This window comes from Blastomonas sp. SL216 (genome assembly GCA_026625625.1).
In the GTDB taxonomy this organism is placed as follows: Bacteria; Pseudomonadota; Alphaproteobacteria; order Sphingomonadales; family Sphingomonadaceae; genus Blastomonas.
In genome coordinates this window covers 3,135,656-3,157,831 of the sequence record CP113055.1, presented here as the reverse complement: position 1 = coordinate 3,157,831, position 22,176 = coordinate 3,135,656, and the positions used below count along the sequence as shown (strand labels likewise).

The window sequence follows — 22,176 nt, the reverse complement described above, 5'->3', positions numbered from 1 at the left end:
AATGGCCATCCTGATGGCGCATGACTGGCCGGGCAATGTCCGCGAGCTCAAGAATCTGGTTGAGCGCGCCGCCGTGTTCTTCCAAGGCATGGAAGTAGGCACCGACCAGATGGCGATGCTGCTGCGCCCGATCCGCTCGGCCCGTCCGGAAATGTCCGCGCCGATCGGCGTTGCCATGCCCGCCAATGTCGTGACGATGGCGCCCGCTCAGCCAGTCCACGCCCAGCCCGCCATCATCCAGCCGGTCACGCCGACCTTCGGCAAGCCGATCGATCTGCGCGAGCACCTGCAGAACGAGGAACGCCGCGTGCTGATCGAGGCGCTCGAATCGACCAACGGCGTCGTCTCCGCCGCCGCGCGCCTGGTCAAGCTGCAGCGCACCACCTTTGTCGAGAAGATGAAGCGCTACCAGATCGGCCGCGAGATCGCGCTGAGCGCCTGAACGGAGCCGCTACATAACACCCGACCAGGCGCATCAATGCGCTTGGCCTGCGTGCTTCATCTCGCACAGTTTTCTTGTGTCGCTCACATAGGCACTCCTGGCTGCCCCTTCCGCCACGCTTTCAGCCAAAATCGCCAGCTTGGCTAGGCAATCCGAAATTCCCGCCGTTTCCGACAGGAATTGGGCCGCAATGCCTGTTGCAAACACTTTGCCTACACTGAGCTTTGCACCATCCCTGTTGCCGACCGATCCACCATCGAACGTGCCATAAACAGAAAGCGCATCGTCGCGGGTACCAACCGACTCCATCTGCACTGCCAGAAGCTTCTCGCTCAAACTATCCTTGTTCTGCCCGATCTCAGTGGTCAAACTGTCAATATTCTTCCGCAAGCCATCTGCCGTCTTCTGCAGTTCCGTGAGGTTTTCATCCTTGGCATAAGCAAACTGCCCCTGCTCTGAACGCTTCAGGCCGATCTGCTTTTCGTAGCCATCGAGAGCCTCAACCTGATCTGCAGGCGTACTTTTTTTCAGCGCATCGATCCGATTAATTTCGTTCTCTATTTCATAGAACGTTCCTCTGTCCGAGATGGTCTTCTGCAATGTAGCAAGATTGCCTTGCTGTCCGCGAAGCAACGCAGATTTGTCAGAAATCAATGCGTTCAGATTGGCGATGGCAGCCTGCAGATCATCGGTACCGGTGCTCTCATTGCGTCGGCCCGCGATGATCTTCATGTCGTAATTGCCCTGGACGCAATTGGCAGGTGTTTCATGCTTGCAGTGTTTTGCCACGGCGACCGGTACCATGGCCACATCGAGCCCCTTGTAGCCGATGACAACATCCATGCCCGGAGAATCGGAGGTGCCCGCCGTAACATTGACCCCCATTTGCTGGCGCGAGGAATAAACAAGCGACGCCTGCTCCATCGGGTAGCACCCGCCCGCTAGCATACTTGCCGAGAGCGCGATCCATGCCGCACCGATCCTTGCCTTACCGCCCATCCTTCATCTCCCCCTGATTGCAGGCCTGTTGCACGTCGCTGATCGCCTCGGCCCAGAAGGCGCGTGATTGCGGGTCGTTGCCGGTCTCGAAGATCACCAGACGGCAGCGGGACAAATCGTTGAGGAACACCATGCGGCTGCGCGCAAAGCCCAGCGTCGCGCCCGACATGCCCGGCACCAGCCCGATACCGGTGGCATCGACCGAGATCATCGAATCGGGCGTTGCGGGGGCAAGGCGCAGCACGCCGAAATGCACGCTGGTGGCCGGGCTAGCGCCTTCCACCCGGACGATGGTGCAGCCGCCCACAAGGGGCAGGCCCGCCAGCAACGTCAACAGGGTCAAGCCAATGCCGCGCACGAAAGCCCCCTTTGTGCGTGAGAATCACTTCAAGCCCAAAGAGTAACATTTAAAATGCGTTGAGTAATTGGATGAAAACACCATTCCGGTGCAACTCTGTCCCCGCCGGCTGATGCTCAAGCGGTCGGAGGCGAATCAGAAATCCGCTTCCTCGTAATGCGCCGGTGGCTTGATCACTTCCATCCGTTCGGCCAGCAGCGGACGAAAGGAGGGCCGGGATTTGAACTTCCGGTACCAGTCGGCGGTCTGCGCATGCGCCAGCCAGTCGATGCCGCCCAGATAATCGGCGATCGAGATATGCGCGGCAGCCGCCAGGTCCGCCAGGCTCATCGTCGCGCCCGCGATCCACGCGTGATGGTCGAGCAGATAGTCGATATAATCGAGATGGGTATTAGCGAGCCGCATCGCCTCGCGCAGCACGCGGCCATCGGGCGGCTGGCGATAGATCAGGCGCTTGCGCATGCGTTCGTGCATCAGCGGGGCGACGACATCGCCAAAGAACTGTTCGTCGAACCAGGCGACCAGCCGCCGGATTTCGGCGCGATTGTCGGCGGACCCGTTGATCATCGGGTTCTTTTCGACCGTTTCCTCGAAATATTCGCAGATCGCCCAGCTGTCGCACAGCGTCTGGTCGCGATCGCGATGGCGCATCACCGGGGTGCGCCCGGCGGGGTTCATGTCGAGAAATTCGTCGCGCTGTTCCCAGGGTGATTCGCGCACCAGTTCATAGCCTATGCCCTTTTCCCCCAGCAGGAGCCGGACTTTGCGCGAAAACGGACATAAGGGGAATTGGAACAGCTGCCACATGCCATCATCCATGCAACAGCCGCGCGGGTGCGTCCATAAATCGTTGCGCGTGGTCACGCATTTTTACCGTCGAAACGGGGCGAGCAAACGGGCAGGCGCGCACCGCGCGAAGCTGAACAGAAAGTCATATTGTTTCGACGAACGGATGGATTCTGTCGATTTGCCGCATCTTTCGTTCAGCTTAGGGTCGGGTGCGGGGCACTAGACCGGCTGCGACGCCGGGCAAGACCTGGCGTGTCAATGAAGGACAAGACAATGAAAACACTGACCCCCCTCAAGCTCGCAGCGCTTTCGGCAGCCGCGGCCCTTCCCTTCGCCCTGTCCGCACCCGCGATGGCGCAGGACGCCGGCCAGCCCGAAGTCTATGTCGGTGGCCAGGTCGGCTATCATGACCTGGGCAGCAACCCGATCGGTGCCGATGATGGCGCGATCTACGGTGTCTATGCCGGTGTCGACGTTCCCGTCGGCCCGACGCTCGTGCTGGGTGCCGAAGGCAATTACAACCTGGGCTCCAACGCCATCGACAGCGAATATGGCGTTGCCGGCAAGATCGGCGTGAATGTTGGCGAACGCGGCCAGCTGTTTGCGCGCGGCGGCTATCAGTGGGTGAATGTCGACGGTTCGAAGGTGCTGAACGTGCCCGTTCCCGCCGGCTTTGACGACACCGATGGCGATTATCTCGTCGGCATCGGCGGCCAGTACAAGATCGGCCCGAACACCGCGCTGCGCGTGACGGTCGACACGCTGGGCTTTGATACCACCCGCGTCGCCGGCGGCCTGTCGTTCAACTTCTGATCGGCATCCGCTGACCGCTGACGGTCGGCAACAAGGCCCCGCCCGCCCCTTCCCCAGGGCGGGCGGGGCTTTTGCTTATTCGGCCGCTTCCATCGCCACCGCGTCGCTCAGCGGATGGGCGAGACGGGTCAGCATCTCCTTGGGGCAGACCTGCCAGAATTGCGGCAGATAGCGGTCCCAGTTGCGCAGGATCTCCTGTGCCCACTGGCTGTCGGTGCCTTCGATATGCGCCGCGATAAGCCCCTTGAGGCGGTCTTCCCAATGCGCGCTGTCGATGCGCTGCCAGATGATCGATTCAGGGTTGGCTTGCCCTGCGAAGCGGTCATGCCGGTCGAGCACGAACGCCATGCCGCCGGTCATGCCCGCGCCGAAATTGCCGCCGGTCTCGCCCAGGATCACCGCAACACCGCCGGTCATGTACTCGCAGCCATTGGCGCCGCAGCCTTCGACCACGACCTCCGCGCCCGAATTGCGCACCGCAAAGCGTTCGCCCGCCTGGCCCGCCGCGAACAGCTTGCCCGCCGTCGCGCCATAGAGCACGGTGTTGCCGATGATCGTGTTGGCATGGCTGACCAGCGGCGAGCTGACCGTCGGGCGCACGATGATGGTGCCGCCGGACAGACCCTTGCCGACATAGTCATTGGCATCGCCGAACACTTCCAGCGTGATCCCCTGGCACATGAACGCGCCCAGTGACTGGCCGGCCGAGCCGCGCAGCCGGATGCGGACATGGCCTTCGTCCAGCGCCTTCATGCCGTAGATGCGCGTGATTTCCGCCGACAGCCGCGTACCCACCGCACGGTGGGTGTTGCGCACATTATAGGTCAGCTGCATCTTCTCGCGCCGGTCGAACACGGGGCGCGCATCCTTGAGGATCAGCGCGTCGAGGCTGTCGGGCACCGGGTTGCGCCAGCTGTCCAGATTGAACTTGCGCTGGTCGTCGGCAACATCGACCTTGGCCAGGATCGGGTTCAGGTCGAGATCGTCGAGATGCTCTGCCCCGCGGCTGACCTGGCGGAGCAGATCGGTGCGGCCGATGATCTCGTCGAGGCTGCGGAAGCCCAGCCGCGCCAGGATCTCGCGCACTTCCTCGGCGATGAAGGTCATCAGGTTGATGACCTTTTCCGGCGTGCCGGTGAACTTGGCGCGCAGCCGTTCGTCCTGCACGCACACGCCCACCGGGCAGGTGTTGCTGTGGCACTGGCGCACCATGATGCAGCCCATGGCGACCAGCGACAGCGTGCCGATGCCATATTCTTCCGCGCCCAGGATCGCCGCGATAACGATGTCGCGCCCGGTCTTGAGCCCGCCATCGGTGCGCAGCTTCACCCGGTGCCTCAGGCCATTGAGCGTGAGCACCTGGTTCGCTTCGGACAGCCCCATTTCCCAGGGCGTACCGGCATATTTGATGCTGGTCTGAGGGCTTGCGCCGGTGCCGCCGACATTGCCGGAGACGAGAATCACGTCGGCATGCGCCTTGGCGACGCCAGCGGCAATCGTGCCGATGCCCGCGGCAGAGACCAGCTTCACGCAGACGCGCGCATGCGGGTTGATCTGCTTCAAGTCATAGATCAGCTGCGCCAGATCCTCGATCGAATAGATGTCGTGATGCGGCGGCGGGCTGATCAGCGTCACCCCGGGCGTCGAATGGCGCAGCTTGGCGATATATTCGGTGACCTTGAAGCCGGGAAGCTGGCCGCCCTCGCCGGGCTTGGCACCCTGTGCCACCTTGATCTCGATTTCCTCGCACGCGCCGAGATATTCGGCGGTGACGCCGAACCGGCCCGATGCGACCTGCTTGATGCCGCTATTGGCATTGTCGCCATTGTCGCGCGGCAGGTACCGTTCGGAGGCCTCGCCGCCCTCGCCCGACACCGCCTTGGCGCCGATGCGGTTCATCGCGATCGCCAGCGTCTCATGCGCTTCCGGAGAGAGCGCGCCCAGCGACATGCCCGGCGTGACGAAGCGCTTGCGGATCTCGGTGATCGCCTCGACCTCATCGAGCGGCACCGCCTTGGCGGCGTAGTTGAACTCCATCAGGTCGCGCAGATACACCGGCGGCAGCTGGCGTACGCCTTCGGCGAACTGGAGATATTGCGAATAGCTGTCCTTGGCGACGGCGGTCTGCAACAGGTGCATCAACCCGGCGGAATAGGCATGCGCCTCGCCGCCATCGCGCTGCTTGTAGAAGCCGCCGATCGGCAGGCGCGCGACATTGCTGTCCCATGCCGATTCGTGGCGCAGCTTGGCGTTGAGGTGCAACGAGGCATAGCCTTCGCCCGAGATCTTGGACGGCATGCCGGGGAACAGATCGTTCACCAGCGCACGGCTCAACCCCACCGCCTCGAAATTGTAACCGCCGCGATAGCTCGAGATCACTGCGATGCCCATCTTGGACATGATCTTGAGCAGCCCCTCGTTGATCGCCTTGCGATAGTTGGCGATGCACTTGTCGAGGCTGATATCGCCGCACAGGCCGCGCGCCTGGCGATCGGCAATCGACAGCTCTGCCAGCCAGGCGTTCACGGTGGTCGCACCGGCGCCGATCAGCACCGCGAAATGGTGCGTATCGAGGCATTCGGCCGAGCGCACGTTGATCGAGGCATAGGCGCGCAGGCCCTTGCGCACGAGATGCGTGTGCACGGCAGCGGCTGCGAGGATCATCGGCACGCCGATCTGGTCCTCGTCCGCCTTTTCGTCCGACAGGAAGATCTCGGTGCTGCCCTCGCGCACCGCCTGTTCGGCCTCGTTGCGGATGCGGCTGATCGCCGCGCGCAGCTGCTCGGGTCCGCCCTCAGCCGGGAAGACGCAGTCGATCTCTGCCACCAGACGGCCGAAATCGGCCTTCAACCGGCCCCAGTCGGAATTGGTCAGCACCGGGCTTTCCAGCACCAGCACGCGCTCGTTCTGGCTGTCCTGCTCCAGGATGTTGGCCAGGTTCGAAAAGCGCGTCTTCAGGCTCATCACATGCCGTTCGCGCAAGCTGTCGATCGGCGGATTGGTGACCTGGCTGAAATTCTGGCGGAAGAACTGCGCGATGGGGCGCGGCTTGGCGCTGACCACCGCGAGCGGCGTATCGTCGCCCATCGACCCGATGGCTTCCTTGCCGTCTTCGGCCATCGGCGCGAGGATCGTCTCCATATCCTCGATGGTGAGGCCCGCTGCGACCTGACGCCGGGTCAGCTCGGCCCGGTTCATCTCGGCAATGCTGTCAGGCCCGCCGCGCGGCAGGTCGTCGATCGAGCGGAAGCCCTTGACCAGCTCGCGATAGGGCTGCTCGGCAGCGATGCGGTCCTTGATCTCGCGGTCGTGGTAGAAGCGGCCCTCGTGCAGGTCCACCGCGATCATCTGGCCCGGACCCAGCCGGCCCTTCTCGACGATGCTGCTTTCGGGCAGCACCACCATTCCGGTTTCGGACCCGATGACCAGCAGATTGTCGTTGGTGAGGCTATAGCGAAGCGGACGCAGCGCGTTGCGATCCACGCCCGCCACCGCCCAGCGGCCATCGGTCATCGCCAGCGCCGCAGGGCCGTCCCACGGCTCCATCACGCTCGCCATATACTCGTACATCGCCTTGTGCTCGGGCGGCAGCACCTGGTCGCCCTGCCAGGCTTCGGGCACCAGCATGATCTTGGCGGTCGGTGCCTCGCGGCCCGAGCGGCAGATCGCCTCGAACACGGCATCCAGCGCCGCGGTATCGGACGCGCCTGCCGGGATCACCGGCTTGATGTCCTCGCTGTTCTCGCCGAACGCGAGGCTCGCCATCTTGATCTCGTGGCTCTTCATCCAGTTCTTGTTGCCCCGGATGGTATTGATCTCGCCATTATGCGCCAGGCAGCGGAACGGTTGTGCCAGCCACCATTGCGGGAAGGTGTTGGTCGAATAGCGCTGGTGGAAGATAGCGATGCGGCTTTCGAAGCGCGGATCGGTCAGGTCGGGGTAAAAGACCGACAGGCTCTCGGCGAGGAACAGGCCCTTGTAGATGATCGAGCGGCACGACAGCGAGCAGATGTAGAAGTCGTTGATCTGCGCGGCGATCACCTTGTTCTCGATCCGGCGGCGGACGAGATAGAGCTGCTTTTCGAACTCGGCGATGTTCTGTTCGTCGGGCATGGGCCCTGCGATCATGATCTGCTCGATCTCGGGCCGGGTGCGCTGCGCCTTGTCGCCGATCACCGAGATGTTCACCGGCACCTGACGCCAGCCATAGATGGTATAGCCCGCCTCGATGATTTCGCTCTCGACGATCGTACGGCAGGTTTCCTGCGCCTGCAGATCGGTGCGCGGCAGGAAGACCATGCCGACGGCCAGCTTGTTGGGCAGCACCTTGTGGCCCGAATCGGCAATCGCATCGTCGAAGAAGCGCACCGGCAGATCGACATGCAGACCCGCGCCGTCGCCGGTCATGCCATCGGCATCGACCGCGCCGCGATGCCACACCGCCTTCAGCGCATCGATCGCGCTTTCGACGACACGGCGCGAGGCCTTGCCGTCGGTCGCGGCGACCAGGCCGACACCACAGGCATCGGATTCATATTCGGGGCGATACATGCCTTCGCGCGCGAGGCGTTCATGCTCGGGGGTGGGAAGATGGGTCATCGTCACATTCTTTCCTGAAAGGGCGGCCGGGTGGGCGGCCTGCCCGGTCATGGCTGTCCGCTGGTCTTGCGGCTTGTCTTGGGCGGGGGCGGCAGATGCGCCGTTGCGGCTTCGATCTTGGCGACAATCGCGGGCATGCCGGCGACCAGCTCGGGCACAAAGGCCTGCATCTGGCTGGTCAGTTCCGGATCGACGAAGGTCATCATGAAATCGCCGGCAAAGGCCTGGCCGGTGGGGGTCGAAAAGAACCGGTCGAGATCGGCCAGCTGCTCTGCGGAGTATTTGCGCGCATAGACCCTGGTCAGCGAATCGCGGATTCCGGGCTCCAGCTTCTCGACCAGCGGGATCATTTCCCTGAACATGACATCGGTCGCGATGCGGGTGCGTTCACGAAAATGCGGATCGGCCGAACTCGCCAGCTCACCCAGCGACTTGCCGTCGGTCGCTGCTGCCGCCGCCTCCGATGCGCCGCCCATCTTGGCAAAATCGCTCGCCGGCATGTCGAACATCTTGTCCATCATCTGCTGCATCATGCCGGTGATGGCGCCGTCCATCATCCGGCGATAGGTGCCCAGCGGCCACAGCTTCTCGACCACGGGACGTGCCGCTGCAAGCCGCGCGGGATCGATCGCGGCAGCCGCCTCGGCAGAATCGGTGGGCGCGGGCGCCTGCGCATGAACAATGCCAGGGGTCAGTGCCAGCAGGGCGAGGCCTGCCAGCGCCGATGCGATGCCGCGACAGCGGCGCAAGGGACGTTCGATCCGCATCGCTCAGGCCGCCACCTGCTCGGCCCCGGCGCGCGCCCTGGCCTTGAGATATTTGTGCATGTGATCGGCGACATCGCGGCCGTCGCGGATCGCCCAGACGACCAGCGAGGCGCCGCGCACGATATCGCCAGCGGCAAACACGCCGTCCAGGCTGGTCATCATCGTCTTGTGGTCGACGCGCAGCGTGCCCCAGCGGTTGACCGACAGGTCATCGCAGCCGAACGCACCGGGCAGATCCTCGGGATCGAAGCCCAAAGCCTTGATCACCAGATCGGCGGGGACCGAAAAATCGCTGTCGGGATCGGGCTCGGGTGCGCTGCGGCCCGATGCATCGGGCGCGCCCAGGCGCATGCGGCTGGCGCGCACGGCGGTGGCGTGCGGCGTGCCTTCGACTGCGACCGGGCCGGACAGCCAGACAAACTCAACGCCCTCTTCCTCGGCATTGAGCACCTCGCGCTGCGATCCCGGCATGTTGATCCGGTCGCGGCGGTAGAGGCACTTGACCGAGGATGCACCCTGGCGGACTGCAGTGCGCACGCAGTCCATCGCGGTATCGCCGCCGCCGATGACGACCACATTCTTGCCCTCGGCGTTCAGTGCGCCGCTGTCGAAACCGGGGACATCATCGCCAAAGCCCTTGCGGTTGGAGGCGATCAGATAATCGAGCGCGGGTACCACGCCATCGGCGCCGATGCCCGGCACCTTGATGTCGCGCGCCTTGTAGACGCCGGTGGCGATCAGCACGGCATCATGCTTGTCGCGCAAGGTCTCCATGCTGGCGTCACGACCTACCTCGAACCCGCAATGGAAGACGATGCCTGCCGCTTCCAGACGGGCGATGCGGCGCATCACCACGTCCTTTTCCAGCTTGAAGCCGGGAATGCCATAGGTGAGCAGCCCGCCTGCACGGTCGTGGCGGTCATAGACATGCACGTCATAGCCGCCCATGCGCAGATATTCGGCTGCCGTCAGGCCCGCAGGCCCTGCGCCGATGATCCCCACCGACTGGCCGCGCGGCTTGCCGACCTGCACCGGCTCGACCCAGCCCTGTTCCCAGGCGGTGTCGGTGATGTACTTTTCCACCGATCCGATGGTGACCGCACCATGGCCGGAGAATTCGATCACGCAATTGCCTTCGCACAGCCGGTCCTGCGGGCAGATGCGGCCGCAGATCTCGGGCATGGTCGACGTGAGGTTCGACATCTCGTACGCCTCGCGCAGCCGCCCTTCGGCGGTCAGGCGCAGCCAGTCCGGAATGTGATTGTGCAGCGGACAGTGGGTCGAGCAATAAGGCACGCCGCATTGCGAGCAGCGCGCCGATTGCGCCTGCGCCGCCGCGCCATCGAACCGGTCGGAAATTTCCTCGAAATCGTCGGCGCGGTCTTCGGCGCTGCGCTTGGGCGGATAGGCCTGCCCGCGATCGACGAATTGCAGCATCGCCAGCTTTTCCGCCGCCAATGCCGCAGCCGTGGCCACATTCTGTTCGTGCTGTTGGTCAGCCATGCCCCTGCCCTGTCCTGCGCTAAACTCCGGGCGCGCGAAAAATTGCGCGCGCCGCAACTGACGCAGCTTTAAGGCATTGGGCACGCTGAGTCACGCACTTTTATGTCAATAGGTAAGCATTGTTGCCTTTTGATCGGTGCGAATGCTCATTTCGTCGCAGGGTGGGACAATTTCTCCAGAGTTAAAGTCCCGATCCGGACCTATCGATTGGCAAGCCACACCAGGGCAGCAGCGCCGGCGACGATGCGGTACCAGGCAAAAGGCGCGAAACCATAGCGCGTGATGATCTTCAGGAACGCCTTGACCACCACCAGCGCGACCACGAACGACACCACGAACCCGATGGCGATCGCGCCGAAATCATCGGCGGTCAGCGCATCGCGGTTCTTGTACAGCTGCAGCACCGTGGCGCCGGTCAGCGTCGGCAGTGCCAGAAAGAAGCTGAACTCCGCCGCCGTCTTGCGGTCGACGCCCATCGCCATCGCGCCCAGGATCGTCGCGCCCGATCGGCTGACACCCGGGATCATCGCGATGCACTGGACCAGGCCGATGCCGATCGCGGTCTTGAACGGCACCCCGGCCACCCCGCCGGCATCGCTCGTCTTGGCCAGCTTTTCCACCACCAGGATCGCGACCCCGCCGATGATCAGCGCCCAGGCGACCACCACCGCATTTTCCAGCAGCTTGTCGATCTGGTCGCCAAAGGCCAGGCCCAGGATGACCGCGGGGAAGAAGGCGATCAGCAGGTTGCGGGTGAACGCCACCGCAGACGGCTCCCATCGCACCAGACCTGCCAGCACATCCATGAAGGTGCGCCAGTAGAGCACCACGATCGCCAGGATCGCGCCGGGCTGGATCGCGATGTTGAACACCGCCCAGGCCTGGGCATCGAAGCCCAGCAATTCGGTCGCGAGGATCAGGTGTCCGGTGGAGGAGACCGGGAGAAACTCGGTCAGGCCCTCGACGATTCCCAGCAATATGGGGATAAGATAGAGTTCGATCATGCCGCCTTAAGAGCGGTGGCCTGCCCCCAAGTCAACCGCCTAACGGGCCGGTATCAGGCAGAAAGGTTCGCTGTCAGCCGGGCAAATGCCTCTTGCGAAAGCCCGGCCACGCCATCGCGCCAGCGCTGCGGATCGGCGGTCATCGTGTATTTGCGCGACTTGTTGGTGCCCACTCCGCCCAGAAAGCCGATCACGTTGCTGATCGTCTCGACCGTCTTGGCGGTGCCGCCCGTGGTATCCTCGATCGTGCCATAGTCGCCGCCCATCGCCACCGGTTCCTTCAGGATCACCTGCCCGGTCTTGCCGCCAGGCGCGAACACCGTGAGCTGGCTCACCTCGGGGAACGCCGCGAGGCTGGACTTGACCTTGACTGCGGAACTGGTGGTGAAAAACCCGCCATAGCTGTCGGCATCGGCAAAATCGACCAGCAGCAGCGCGTTGATCACCGGCTGGCTCGAGGATTTGGCATAGGTCTTGGCGGCCATGCTGGCCTGTCCCACGCTCATGTTGAAGCTGAAATCGAAGCTGCCGCCGTGGAGCATGCCCAGCCATTCCATCAGCACCACCGGATCGCCGAGCGCCGCCGGGCTGAACAGCCGCGCCTTGGCCTTGTCGTCGCGCCCGGTAATCAGGCTGCGCTCTTCCCCATTGGGCAGCGGCTTGACCTTGGTGCCGTAGGCATCGACCAGCCCCTGCCGGTCGCCCAGCGTGATGCCCATGGCCGTCAGCCGTTCGACAAAGGCGGCATAGGCGGCCTCGGTCGCATCCTTGAAATCGGTATCGGTAAGGCCCGCCAGATAGCTGCGCGCGGTCGACTTGCCGCCAAATCCGCCGCCCATCAGCCCGCCGCCTGCCTTGGCGCGGTCTACCCGCTCGGTCAGGAAGCCGACCGCGAAGGAGCCGATCACCGCCTGGCGCATGCCGGAGAGCGCAGCGGGATTTTTCAGCGCGACCGGCAACTTTGCCTTTTTCGCGGCGAGCGCGGGCACAGGCAGCGCAGCGAGCGCGGCGGCGCTGGCCGAGGCGATGAGAAAGCTGCGGCGGTCGAAACTCATGCTCATTTGTCCCCTGGTCCCAAGCGACGATCCCGGCAGGCGCTGAACCTGCCGGGATCGCCTTTCCATCGCGTGTCACCGGCCAGCAGGGTCGCGGTTTGCTGTGTGTTCGGTAGCGTGCGATGAAAAGCTGATGCCTCGTTGCCAACAGGCTTAAGCCCGGCTTCACCCTGTCCACACCCCAATTGGGGGGGATTTGACCAACAGTGCGATCGATGCTGACAGGCTCGTCATAATATGGCAGCATGACTGCCAATAAATGAAGCGCGGCAAGCGCGATGATGCAGGAGGGTGCACATGAAACGGGTGTTGAAAACCGGCGCGATGGCGCTGGCGCTGGTGAGCGGCGCAAGCGCGCAGGCGCAGCTGACCGATGCCGAGCGCGCGGCGGTGCTGGCGCGGCTGCCGGCTGACGATGGCAGCGATACCAGCGACGCGACACGCGGCAAGATCGCCGAAATTCCCGGCGGCGTCATCAAGACCGCCGATGGCAAGACGGTGTGGGATGCATCCGCCTTCGACTTTCTCGACAATCCGACCGCGCCCGCCACGGTGCATCCGTCCTTGTGGCGGCAGGCACGGCTCAACCATATCCACGGCCTGTTCGAGATCGTCCCCGGCAAGGTCTGGCAGTTGCGCGGCTATGACATTGCGGTGATGACGATCATCTCGGGCAAGACCGGCTGGATCGTCGTCGATCCGCTGCTGACCGAAGAGGCCGCCGCCGCCGCGATGCAGCTGGCGGAAAGCAAGATCGGCAAGCGCCCGATTTCTGCGGTGCTGTTCAGCCACAGCCATGCCGATCATTTCGGCGGGGTGGGCGGCATCATCTCCGCCGACGAGGTCAAGAAGCGCAAGGTGCCGATCGTCGCGCCGCACGGCTTTGCCGAAGAGGCGGTGAGCGAGAATGTGCTCGCGGGCAACGCGATGACCCGCCGCTCGGCTTACATGTTCGGCACCGCGCTCGCGCCGGGGGCCGAGGGCCGCGTCGACAACGGCCTGGGCACCGGGCTTTCGATCGGCACCACCGGCTATCTTGCGCCCAGCATGCTGATCGGCCCCGAAGGCGGGCTGAAGGTCATCGACGGGGTGCGCTTCGACTTTATCGATGCGGCGGGCACCGAGGCGCCGGCCGAATTCCTGTTCTATCTGCCCGATTTCAAGGTGCTGCACACCACCGAGGTCGCGGTGAAGACGCTGCACAATATCCTGACGCTGCGCGGCGCGCAGGTGCGCGATGCGCTGCGCTGGTCGAAGATCATCGACAAGGCTCTGGTCAAATGGGGCGGCGAAGCGCAGGTGCAGATCGCCTCGCACAACTGGCCGACCTGGGGCCAGGCGCGCGTCGCCAGCTATCTGGAAAACCAGCGCGATGCCTATCGCTATGTCCATGACCGCACTTTGGGCCGCGCCAATGCCGGGATGACGCTGCACGAGGTCGCAGACAGCATTGCAGAGCCCGCCGCGCAGCAACAGGCCTATGGCGCGCGCGGCTATTACGGCACGATCAACCACAATATGAAGGCGACCTATCAGCGCTATTATGGCTGGTGGGACGGCGTTCCCGCCAATTTCAACCCGCTGCCCCCGGTCACCGCAGGCAAGGGCTATGTCGAGCTGGCAGGCGGCGCGGACAAGCTGCTCGAAGCAGGCAAAAAGGCGCAAGGCGCGGGCAACCATCGCTGGGCCGCCGAATTATTGAACCATCTGGTCTTTGCCGAGCCGAACAATGCCGCAGCCAAGGCGGCGCTGGCCGACAGCTACGAGGCCTTGGGCTTTGCCGCCGAATCGGGCATCTGGCGGAACTATTACCTTGCCGGCGCCGCGACGCTGCGCGGGACCGAATTGCCGCGCAAGGGCGCCAGCACGCAGAGCCGCAGCTTCATCAGCGCCATCCCCACGGCGGAATTCTTCGACGCGCTGGCGACGCGCTTTGCCGCCGAGCGCGCGGGCAATATGCGCGCGCGCATCAACTTCATTCTGCCCGATACCAGGGAAACGCTGGGCATCATGATCAATGGCGATGTCGAGATTCCCCGCTATGGCGCGACGCTCACCGATGCCAACGCCACCGTGACGCTCAACCGCAAGGATTTCGACGCGATCGTCATCGGCGAGACCGATTTCCCGACGCTGATGCGATCGGGCGCGATGAAGATCGACGGCGATTCGGGCCTGTTCCTGCGCTGGCTGATGCTGCATCCGCCGTTCGACCCGGCCTTCGCGGTGGTGACGCCCTGAGGCTCACCGGACCATGAGGCTCATTCCGTCGTCAGCGGGCGGGCGAGCAGCGCTGCGACGGCATCGCCCGCCGCGACTTCGCCCGCCAGCAGCGCGCAGACCGTATCGACGATCGGCATCGCCACGCCACGCGCCCTGGACACGCGCTGCAGCACCGGCGCGGTGAACGCGCCTTCAGCGACGGTCGCGCAATCGGCAAGCACATCGGCTGCCGCGCGCCCTTCGCCCAGCGCCTTGCCGAGCGAGAAGTTGCGCGAGCTGACCGACGAACAGGTCAGCACCAGATCGCCCAGCCCCGACAGACCGGACAGCGTCTCGGCCTGCGCCCCGCAGGCGAGGCCGAAGCGTGTCATTTCGGCAAAACCGCGCGCGATCAGCGCCGCTCGCGCATTCTGCCCCAGGCCCAGCCCCTCGACCACCCCGCAGGCGATGGCGAGCACGTTCTTCACCGCGCCGCCGATTTCCGCGCCGGTAATGTCGGTGCTGAAATAGGGGCGGAAGGCGGGTCGCCACACCATCGGCGCGATCCTGTCCCATTGCGCCCGGGTCTCGCAGGCGAGCGTCACGGCGGTCGGCTGGCCGCGCGCCACTTCATGCGCGAAGGTCGGGCCCGACAGCACGGCGAGCGGCCTGCCGGGTGCTGCGGCGCGTGCGGCATCGTCCATCAGGTCGCCGGTCGCTTCCTCGATTCCCTTGCAGCACAGCACCAGATCGCCTGCACCCTGTGGCAGCTGCACCAGCACCCGGCGCATATGCTGCGCTGGCGTCACGACCAGCAGCAGCGGGCAATCGGCGAGCTCTGCAAGCTGGCCAGTGGCGCGGATAGCGGGGTTGAGATCGATCCCGGCCAGATAGGCGCTGTTGCGATGACCGCTGTTGATCTCTTCGACCACGTGCGGCTCGAATGCCCAGAGCAGGACCTCGCGCCCATCGCTCGCCAGCATCTGCGCCAATGCGGTGCCCCAGGCGCCGCCGCCGATGACGCCCAGCCGTGGCTTTGCGATTTCGCCGCTCATGCCTTTACCCCCGCACCACGCGCGGCCTCGGCGGCAGGATCGAGCGGCCAGCGCGGACGCGCGGCGATATCGAGCGGATCGGTAAGGCCGAGCGCAAACCGTTCCGCGCCCGCCCAGCCGATCATCGCGGCATTGTCGGTGCACAGCCAGAGCGGCGGGGCGACAAAGCCCATCGCGTGCCGGGCCGCGAGCGCCTCGAGCGCGGCGCGGATCGCGCCATTCGCCGCGACACCGCCTGCGACGACCAGGGTCCTGGCTCTGCCCATCGTGTCGTCGGTTGCCGCCAGAGCCTTTTCCAGCCGGTCGATCAGGCAATCCACCACCGCCGCCTGAAAGCTCGCCGCGATATCCTCGGGCAGATAGGCGCCGCTCTGCACCGCGCGCAGCACCGCGCTTTTGAGCCCGGCGAACGAGAAATGCGGTTCCGTGCTGCCCAGCAGCGGCCTTGGCAGCGGCACGGCCCGGGGATCGCCCTGCCTGGCCAGCGCCTCGACGCGCGGCCCGCCGGGATAGCCCAGGCCCAGGATCTTGGCGGTCTTGTCGAACGCCTCGCCCGCTGCATCGTCGATGGTGGTGGCAAGGCGGCGATATTGCCCGACGCCATCGACCCGCAGGATCTGGCAATGCCCGCCCGAGACCAGCAGCAGCAGATAGGGGAATTCGAGCGAAGCATCCGCAAGGCGCGGCGAAAGCGCATGGCCTTCCAGATGGTTGACCGCGATCAGCGGCTTGCCCGCCGCCATCGCCAATGCCTTGGCGGTGACCAGCCCGACCATTACCCCGCCGATCAGCCCCGGCCCTGCCGTTGCGGCAATGGCATCGACCTGATCGAGCGTCATCCCGGCATCCTTCAGGGCCGCGTCGATCAGCGGGCTCAGCGTCTGCACATGCGCGCGCGCCGCGATTTCGGGCACCACGCCGCCATAGGGGCGGTGCGCGTCCTCCTGCCCCGCCAGCCGGTGCGCCAGCACGGTCCGGTCCGACCCGATCAGCGCCGCTGCGCTTTCATCGCAGCTTGATTCGATGCCCAGGATGATTGCCATAAGGCTTCCCCTTATCGGCATTGGCCGCTAGCACAAGACTATGGCGGATAAGATGACGACGGGCCTGCCCGAGGGGATAGCGGAAATTCTGGAACAAAGGCCGATCCGGCTGGGCACGCGTGCCTCGCCGCTGGCCATGGCGCAGGCGCGGATGACCGCAGCGGCGCTGTGCGAACGCTGGGGGCTGGACCAAGATCAGGTCGAACTGTCGCCCGTGGTGGCCAGCGGCGACCGGATCACCGACCGCCCGCTCGCCGATGTCGGCGGCAAGGCCCTGTGGACGCGCGAGCTTGACTGGTCGCTGGGCGGCGGTGCGATCGACCTGTCGGTGCATTCGATGAAGGATGTCGAGACGGTCCGGCCCGAAGCCTTTTACATCGCGGCGATGCTGCCACGCGCCGATGTGCGCGACGTGCTGCTGGGCGCTGTCAGCATCGAGGCACTGCCCCAAGGTGCGCGCTTCGGCACCAGCTCGCCGCGCCGCGCCGCGCAGATCCGCTCGATCCGTCCGGACATCAGCACGGTCTTGTTCCGCGGCAATGTCGCCACGCGCATCGGCAAGCTGCAGGCGGGCGAGGCGGATGCCACGCTGCTCGCGGCTGCCGGGCTCGACCGGCTGGGCGAGACGCTCGACGGCATGGTTTCGGCCCGGCTGGACAGCGACACCTGGCTGCCCGCCCCCTCGCAAGGTGCGGTGGGCATAGAGGTGCGCGCCGACGATGCCGCGATGCGCGCGCTGATTGGCGGCATCGACGATGCACCGACATCGATCTGCGTGCGCGCCGAACGCGCGCTGCTGTTCGCGCTGGGCGGGGACTGCCATTCGGCGGTGGCGGCGCTCGCGCGGATGGACGGCGACGGCGTGCATCTGCGCGCGATGCTCTATTCCGAGGACGGCGCCGATCATGTCGCAGGCGAGGCGCGTTTCGCGACCACCGATGCCGATGGCCCGGCCCGGCTGGCAGCCGAGCTGCTGGGGCGTGCGCCCGAAACGATCACGCGGCTGTTCAAGGCGGGTTGATGGCGGCTCCGCGCATCATCGTGCTGCGGCCGCAGCCCGGCGCGACCGCGACGGCCCAGGGGCTGCGCGCCTCAGGCCATGAGCCGCTGGTCACGCCGTTGTTCGCGATCGAGCAGGTCGCCTGGACCCCCGCCGATCCGGAAGCCTATGACGCGCTGCTGGTCGGCAGTGCCAATGTGTTCCGGCACGGGGGCCCGGCGCTGGCAGACCTCAAGGGCCTGCCGGTCTATGCGGTAGGCGGCAAGACCGCGCGCATGGCGGGCGATCTGGGCTTTCGGGTGCGCGGCCAGGGCACCGGCGGGCTGGCGGCGATGCTGCCGATGCTGGTCGAGGATGGCCATCTGCACGTGCTGCGGCTGGCGGGCGAGGATCATGTCGATCTGCCGGCGACCCGGCTCGCCATCGATACGCGCATCGTCTACCGCTCGCGCGCTCTGCCGCTCCCCGATCCGTTGCGCGATGCGCTGCAAGACCCCGCCATCGTGCTGCTGCATTCGGCGCGCGCGGCCCAGCATTTCGGCGCGCTGGTCGACAGCGCCGGGATCGACCGCAGCACGATCAGCCTTGCGCTGTTCGCGCCCGCTCTGGTCGATGCAGCAGGCCAGGGCTGGGCCGCAGTGCGCGTCGCGGCATCGGCCGACGACCGCGCCTTGCTGGACGTCGTCGCCACGCTGTGCCAGCATGCACCGGCACGCCCAGAGGCCAGAAAGCCGGAGACAGAATGAACGTGGATACCTCTCGCCAGGGGCAGGGGCCGAGCGGGCGCACCCTGCTGATCCTGCTGGCGCTGGCTTTTGTCGGCGGCGCAATCCTGTCTGGCTGGATCATCACCCGGTCGGGCTGGTTCGACGAACCTGCCCCGGCCCAGGCGGCGATTGACCGCAATGTCATCACCGCCGATCCGGCCAACCCTTCGCCAGCTGCGGTCCCGCCATCGATGGCGACCGGCATGCTCACCGGTCCGGTGCCGGGCCGCGCGCTCGATGACCGGGTCGCAGAGCTGGAGAACCGGCTGTCCCTGATCAACGTGCAGGCTCAGGCCGCATCGGGCAATGCCGGACGCGCCGAGGGGCTGCTGATCGCCTTTGCCGCGCGCCGCGCGCTCGATCGCGCCTCGGCCCTGGGCTATCTGGAGGGCCAGTTGCAGCTTCGCTTCGGCGCGGCGCAGCCCAATGCGGTCGCCACCATCATTCGGGCGTCCAGGAACCCGGTGACCATGGACCAGCTGCGCGCGCAGCTTGACGAGATCGGCCCGTCGCTGGTGTCGGGCCGTGGCTCCAACGAGGGCTTCTGGGATGCGCTTCATCGCGAGGCGAGCGAGCTTTTCGTGATCGAGCAGGAAGGCACCGTATCGCAGACGCCGACCCAGCGGGTGCAGCGCGCCAGGCGCTATCTGGAGGCCGGACGCGTCGAAGCGGCGCTGACCGAGATCGAACAGCTGCCTGGCCGCGCCAAGGCCGCCAGCTGGATCACCCGGGCGCGCAGCTATGCCGAGGCGCGCCGGGCGCTCGACATCATCGAAAGCGCGGCGATCCTTGAGCCGCGCGGCTTGCGCGATGCGACCGGCCAGCCGATCGAGCAGCCCTCACCGCTCGCCCCGCCTGTGCCTGCGAACTGACAACGCTGCGTACCATGACCGCTGGCCCGCCGAAGGCACCTGTCGTCGTGTTGCTGGCAGGCGGCCGGTCGCGGCGGATGCAGGGGCTGGACAAGGCGCTGGCGGAGATTGCCGGGCAAAGGATGATCGACCGCGTGCTGGCGCGGCTCGACGCACAGGCCGAGACCATCTGGCTCTCTGCCCCGCATGACTATGACACCGGGCTGCATCACGTGACCGATGGCGCCATGGGTCCGCCAGGCCCGGTCGGCGCGGTCCGCGCGCTGGCGGCTGAGCTGTCCGCGCGCGGCGGCGATGCCTTCATCACCTGCCCGGTCGATGCGCCTTTCGTCCCCGCCGATCTGGTGGCGCGCCTTGCCGCGCACGGCCCGGTGGCCATGGCCGAGGCGAAGGGTGCCGTGCAGCCGGTTTTCGCGCTGTGGAGCGCGCGCGCGGTGCTCGCCGCATTGCCGCCGGAACGTTGCAGCGAGCGCTGGTCGCTGCAACGGCTGGGCACGATGCTGGGCGCGCGCTCGGTCGCGTTTGACGATGCGCTGGCGCTAATGAACGTGAACACCCCCGAGGACCTGACAGAGGCGCGGCAGCATGCAGCCCGCGCTTGAGGGAAACGGCTTGGCGCGGGGTGGTGGACGCACTATTCAGCATAGCGAAAGCCGTCAGATGCATAGGCGGCGCTTTTGTGCCGGTGGTTGCAATGCCGGAGCGCAGGGATGACAGGGGCCAACACGGCATGGCGGTGAAAGACAAGGGCGGCAAGACCGGTTCCGGTGGCGGCGCCCGGCTGTGGTTCTGGCGGCTGGTGAAGATCGGCGCGGCATCGGCGGTGTTCGGCCTGATCGCACTTGTCGTGGCGGTCGCGACCGTGATGGGCTCGCTGCCCAGCTTCAACGACCTCAAGTCCTCGCCCAACGGCCAGATGATCCTGGTCAAGGCGGCGGACGGCACCGAGATCATGCAGCTCGGCCCCAGCTTCGGCGAGTGGCTGGACATTGACAACATTCCGCAGGTGATGAAGGACGCGATGGTCTCGGTCGAGGACCGGCGCTTTGCCTATCACCCGGGTGTCGATGCGATCGGGATCGGCCGCGCGATCTATACCAGCGCCACCGGCGGCGGGCGGCTGCGCGCAACCTCGACGATCACGCAGCAGCTCGCGCGCAACATCTTCCTCAGCAACAGCCGGTCCTATACCCGCAAGATCCGCGAAGGCATTCTGGCGCTGGCGCTGGAGCAGAAGTTCAGCAAGGACCAGATCCTCGAGCTGTACCTCAACAAGGTCTATTTCGGCGGCGGCGCGTACGGCGTCGATTCCGCCTCGCGCAAGTTCTTCAACCATGATGCGACCACCCTGTCGCTGGCCGAGGCGGCGATCATCGCCGGGCTGGTCAAGGCCCCGTCGCGCTATTCGCCCACGGCCGACAGCGAGGCGGCGATCGGCCGCGCGGGCGTGGTGCTGCAGGTGATGCAGGATGTCGGCACGATCTCGCCGGCCCAGGCCGCAGACGCCGATCTGGAAGGCGTGAAGTTCGCACCGGAAAAGGGCCAGAATTCGGTGCGCTATTTCACCGACTGGGCGCTGCCGCAGCTCGATACGTTGATCGAGGGCAATGACGAACCGATCGTGGTGTGGACGACGCTCGACCTGAATATGCAGCGCGCTGGCACCAACGCCATCCAGGCCTATGTGCCCGGCGGCGCGCAGGGTGCGCTGGTCGCGCTGGACCGCGACGGAGCGGTGCGCGCGATGGTCGGTGGCACCGACTATGTCACCTCCAACTATAACCGCGCGACGAGCGCGCTGCGCCAGCCGGGATCGGCGTGGAAGCTGTTCGTCTATATGGCGGCGCTGGAGGCAGGCTATAAGCCCGAGGACATCGTCACCGACGCGCCGATCACCATCGGCGGCTGGACCCCGCGCAACAGCGGCGGCAGCTATGCCGGCGACATCTCGCTGCGCACCGCCTTTGCCTATTCGAAGAACACCGTCGCCGCGCGCATCGGCGAGGATGTCGGCACCAGCACCATCGCCAACATGGCGCGCCGCTTCGGCATCACCACGCCGATCACCACCCTGCCCTCGATGGTGCTGGGATCGTCGGAAGTGCGCGTGATCGACATGGTGCGCGCCTTTGCCGGGGTCAGCTCGGGCGGCGTCGCGATTGCGCCTTATGGCATCACCAAGGTGACGACGAGCAAGGGCGACGTCCTGTACCAGCATGAGGCGGATCTGAGCCAGGTGCTCGTGCCGCCCTATGTCACCGCCGGGATGACCGACCTGTTGCAGACCGCGGTCAATGTCGGGACGGGCCGCGCGGCGCAGATCGGACGGCCCGTCGCGGGCAAGACCGGCACCACCAACAGCAACAAGGACGGCTGGTTCCTGGGCTTTTCGAGCGGCATTACCACTGGCGTGTGGATGGGCCGCGACGATGCGCGCCCGGTGGGCGGCCTGCAGGGCGGCACCGCGCCGGCTCGCGCCTTTGCCGCGTTCATGAAAGTCGCGGTTGCCAAGCGCAAGGTCGAGCCGTTCGACACCGAACTCACCCTGCCCGAATGGCAGCTGGAGCCTGATGACGAGGCCTATTTCGGTTCGCCCGACGATGTGATCTTCATCGACGAAAACGGCAATGCGGTGGAGCCTGGCGAAGGCCCCGGCGCATCGCAGCCCGGCGGCATTCCCGGCGACCCGCAACAGCCCGAACGGTTGGACGAGAATTTCATCGACCGCGCGCTGGGCCGCGATTCTGCTCCGCAACGCCCACAGGCCCGCCAGGCCGAACCCAGGCCCCCGGTGCGCAGACCGCCGCCGGGCGCACAGGACGAGCGCGTAGCGTCGAGACTGCGCGATGAGGATGAGGGGCAGTAGGCTGGGGCGGTGTGTGTTTGGTTTCGAGCGCGGGCATGACTA

At 65.7% G+C, this 22,176-nt stretch carries 18 protein-coding genes; 8 read left to right on the top strand and 10 right to left on the bottom strand.

Annotated elements, in window-relative coordinates; genetic code table 11:
• The first annotated feature begins 196 nt into the window (after positions 1 to 196).
• Positions 197 to 442: a hypothetical protein gene (locus OU999_14965; GenBank protein ID WAC25441.1), complete on the top strand. Its 246-nt coding sequence runs from the start codon at positions 197 to 199 to the stop codon at positions 440 to 442.
• A gap of 33 nt (positions 443 to 475) precedes the next feature.
• On the opposite strand, the gene OU999_14960 is transcribed toward OU999_14965, so the two are convergent.
• The 3 genes from OU999_14960 to OU999_14950 form a co-directional block, all read right to left on the bottom strand.
• Positions 476 to 1,441 carry a hypothetical protein gene (locus tag OU999_14960; protein WAC23026.1) on the bottom strand — a complete coding sequence of 322 codons (966 nt, stop codon included), beginning with the start codon at positions 1,439 to 1,441 and terminating at the stop codon, positions 476 to 478.
• Positions 1,431 to 1,799 (bottom strand): hypothetical protein, encoded by a 369-nt coding sequence (locus tag OU999_14955; protein ID WAC23025.1) that lies wholly within the window; start codon positions 1,797 to 1,799, stop codon positions 1,431 to 1,433. Before OU999_14955 ends, OU999_14960 begins: the two co-directional genes overlap by 11 nt.
• 135 nt (positions 1,800 to 1,934) lie before the next feature.
• A complete protein-coding gene (locus OU999_14950; GenBank protein ID WAC23024.1) occupies positions 1,935 to 2,606 on the bottom strand; it encodes a glutathione S-transferase family protein in 672 nt (223 codons plus the stop codon).
• Between the two features lie 255 nt (positions 2,607 to 2,861).
• On the opposite strand from OU999_14950, the gene OU999_14945 reads away from it, so the two are divergent.
• Positions 2,862 to 3,401, top strand: a complete 540-nt coding sequence (locus OU999_14945) for an outer membrane beta-barrel protein (GenBank protein ID WAC23023.1) — start codon at positions 2,862 to 2,864, stop codon at positions 3,399 to 3,401.
• Positions 3,402 to 3,476: 75 nt separating this feature from the next.
• Here OU999_14945 and gltB read toward each other — a convergent pair whose 3' ends face one another.
• From gltB to OU999_14920, 5 genes are all read right to left on the bottom strand, one after another.
• Positions 3,477 to 8,000 carry a glutamate synthase large subunit gene (gene gltB, locus OU999_14940; GenBank protein ID WAC23022.1) on the bottom strand — a complete coding sequence of 1,508 codons (4,524 nt, stop codon included), beginning with the start codon at positions 7,998 to 8,000 and terminating at the stop codon, positions 3,477 to 3,479.
• A gap of 47 nt (positions 8,001 to 8,047) precedes the next feature.
• A complete protein-coding gene (locus OU999_14935) occupies positions 8,048 to 8,767 on the bottom strand; it encodes a DUF2059 domain-containing protein (protein WAC23021.1) in 720 nt (239 codons plus the stop codon).
• A 3-nt stretch (positions 8,768 to 8,770) separates the two neighbouring features.
• Complete coding sequence (locus tag OU999_14930) at positions 8,771 to 10,204, bottom strand: NAD(P)-dependent oxidoreductase (protein ID WAC25440.1); 1,434 nt, start codon at positions 10,202 to 10,204, stop codon at positions 8,771 to 8,773.
• Between the two features lie 266 nt (positions 10,205 to 10,470).
• On the bottom strand, positions 10,471 to 11,274 hold the full coding sequence (locus OU999_14925; GenBank protein ID WAC23020.1) for an undecaprenyl-diphosphate phosphatase: 804 nt from the start codon (positions 11,272 to 11,274) through the stop codon (positions 10,471 to 10,473).
• Positions 11,275 to 11,327: 53 nt separating this feature from the next.
• Positions 11,328 to 12,329 (bottom strand): hypothetical protein, encoded by a 1,002-nt coding sequence (locus OU999_14920; GenBank protein WAC23019.1) that lies wholly within the window; start codon positions 12,327 to 12,329, stop codon positions 11,328 to 11,330.
• Positions 12,330 to 12,626: 297 nt separating this feature from the next.
• Between OU999_14920 and OU999_14915 the strand changes: the two genes are divergently transcribed.
• Positions 12,627 to 14,570, top strand: coding sequence for an MBL fold metallo-hydrolase (locus OU999_14915; protein WAC23018.1), 1,944 nt, complete (start codon positions 12,627 to 12,629; stop codon positions 14,568 to 14,570).
• Positions 14,571 to 14,590: 20 nt separating this feature from the next.
• On the opposite strand, the gene OU999_14910 is transcribed toward OU999_14915, so the two are convergent.
• Entirely contained in the window at positions 14,591 to 15,586 is a 996-nt protein-coding gene (locus OU999_14910) for an NAD(P)-dependent glycerol-3-phosphate dehydrogenase (protein WAC23017.1), read from the bottom strand.
• Positions 15,583 to 16,629 carry a tRNA (adenosine(37)-N6)-threonylcarbamoyltransferase complex transferase subunit TsaD gene (tsaD, locus tag OU999_14905; GenBank protein ID WAC23016.1) on the bottom strand — a complete coding sequence of 349 codons (1,047 nt, stop codon included), beginning with the start codon at positions 16,627 to 16,629 and terminating at the stop codon, positions 15,583 to 15,585. Before tsaD ends, OU999_14910 begins: the two co-directional genes overlap by 4 nt.
• 40 nt (positions 16,630 to 16,669) lie before the next feature.
• On the opposite strand from tsaD, the gene hemC reads away from it, so the two are divergent.
• The 5 genes from hemC to OU999_14880 all read left to right on the top strand — a co-directional run bounded on the left by hemC (position 16,670) and on the right by OU999_14880 (position 22,134).
• Positions 16,670 to 17,650: a hydroxymethylbilane synthase gene (gene hemC, locus OU999_14900; protein WAC23015.1), complete on the top strand. Its 981-nt coding sequence runs from the start codon at positions 16,670 to 16,672 to the stop codon at positions 17,648 to 17,650.
• A complete protein-coding gene (locus OU999_14895) occupies positions 17,650 to 18,375 on the top strand; it encodes a uroporphyrinogen-III synthase (GenBank protein WAC23014.1) in 726 nt (241 codons plus the stop codon). The genes hemC and OU999_14895 overlap by 1 nt, the downstream gene beginning before the upstream one ends.
• Entirely contained in the window at positions 18,372 to 19,268 is an 897-nt protein-coding gene (locus OU999_14890; GenBank protein ID WAC23013.1) for a hypothetical protein, read from the top strand. Before OU999_14895 ends, OU999_14890 begins: the two co-directional genes overlap by 4 nt.
• 14 nt (positions 19,269 to 19,282) lie before the next feature.
• On the top strand, positions 19,283 to 19,870 hold the full coding sequence (locus tag OU999_14885; protein ID WAC23012.1) for an NTP transferase domain-containing protein: 588 nt from the start codon (positions 19,283 to 19,285) through the stop codon (positions 19,868 to 19,870).
• 128 nt (positions 19,871 to 19,998) lie between these two features.
• Positions 19,999 to 22,134 (top strand): PBP1A family penicillin-binding protein, encoded by a 2,136-nt coding sequence (locus OU999_14880; protein ID WAC23011.1) that lies wholly within the window; start codon positions 19,999 to 20,001, stop codon positions 22,132 to 22,134.
• Positions 22,135 to 22,176: the final 42 nt, after the last annotated feature.

Coding starts and splice junctions, on each gene's coding strand:
- OU999_14965 (WAC25441.1), top strand. CDS start 197: ATGGCGCCCGCTCAGCCAGTCCACGCCCAGCCCGCCATCATCCAGCCG.
- OU999_14960 (WAC23026.1), bottom strand. CDS start 1,441: ATGGGCGGTAAGGCAAGGATCGGTGCGGCATGGATCGCGCTCTCGGCA.
- OU999_14950 (WAC23024.1), bottom strand. CDS start 2,606: ATGTGGCAGCTGTTCCAATTCCCCTTATGTCCGTTTTCGCGCAAAGTC.
- OU999_14945 (WAC23023.1), top strand. CDS start 2,862: ATGAAAACACTGACCCCCCTCAAGCTCGCAGCGCTTTCGGCAGCCGCG.
- gltB (WAC23022.1), bottom strand. CDS start 8,000: ATGACCCATCTTCCCACCCCCGAGCATGAACGCCTCGCGCGCGAAGGC.
- OU999_14935 (WAC23021.1), bottom strand. CDS start 8,767: ATGCGGATCGAACGTCCCTTGCGCCGCTGTCGCGGCATCGCATCGGCG.
- OU999_14930 (WAC25440.1), bottom strand. CDS start 10,204: ATGCTGCAATTCGTCGATCGCGGGCAGGCCTATCCGCCCAAGCGCAGC.
- OU999_14925 (WAC23020.1), bottom strand. CDS start 11,274: ATGATCGAACTCTATCTTATCCCCATATTGCTGGGAATCGTCGAGGGC.
- OU999_14920 (WAC23019.1), bottom strand. CDS start 12,329: ATGAGTTTCGACCGCCGCAGCTTTCTCATCGCCTCGGCCAGCGCCGCC.
- OU999_14915 (WAC23018.1), top strand. CDS start 12,627: ATGAAACGGGTGTTGAAAACCGGCGCGATGGCGCTGGCGCTGGTGAGC.
- OU999_14910 (WAC23017.1), bottom strand. CDS start 15,586: ATGAGCGGCGAAATCGCAAAGCCACGGCTGGGCGTCATCGGCGGCGGC.
- tsaD (WAC23016.1), bottom strand. CDS start 16,629: ATGGCAATCATCCTGGGCATCGAATCAAGCTGCGATGAAAGCGCAGCG.
- hemC (WAC23015.1), top strand. CDS start 16,670: ATGGCGGATAAGATGACGACGGGCCTGCCCGAGGGGATAGCGGAAATT.
- OU999_14895 (WAC23014.1), top strand. CDS start 17,650: ATGGCGGCTCCGCGCATCATCGTGCTGCGGCCGCAGCCCGGCGCGACC.
- OU999_14890 (WAC23013.1), top strand. CDS start 18,372: ATGAACGTGGATACCTCTCGCCAGGGGCAGGGGCCGAGCGGGCGCACC.
- OU999_14885 (WAC23012.1), top strand. CDS start 19,283: ATGACCGCTGGCCCGCCGAAGGCACCTGTCGTCGTGTTGCTGGCAGGC.
- OU999_14880 (WAC23011.1), top strand. CDS start 19,999: ATGGCGGTGAAAGACAAGGGCGGCAAGACCGGTTCCGGTGGCGGCGCC.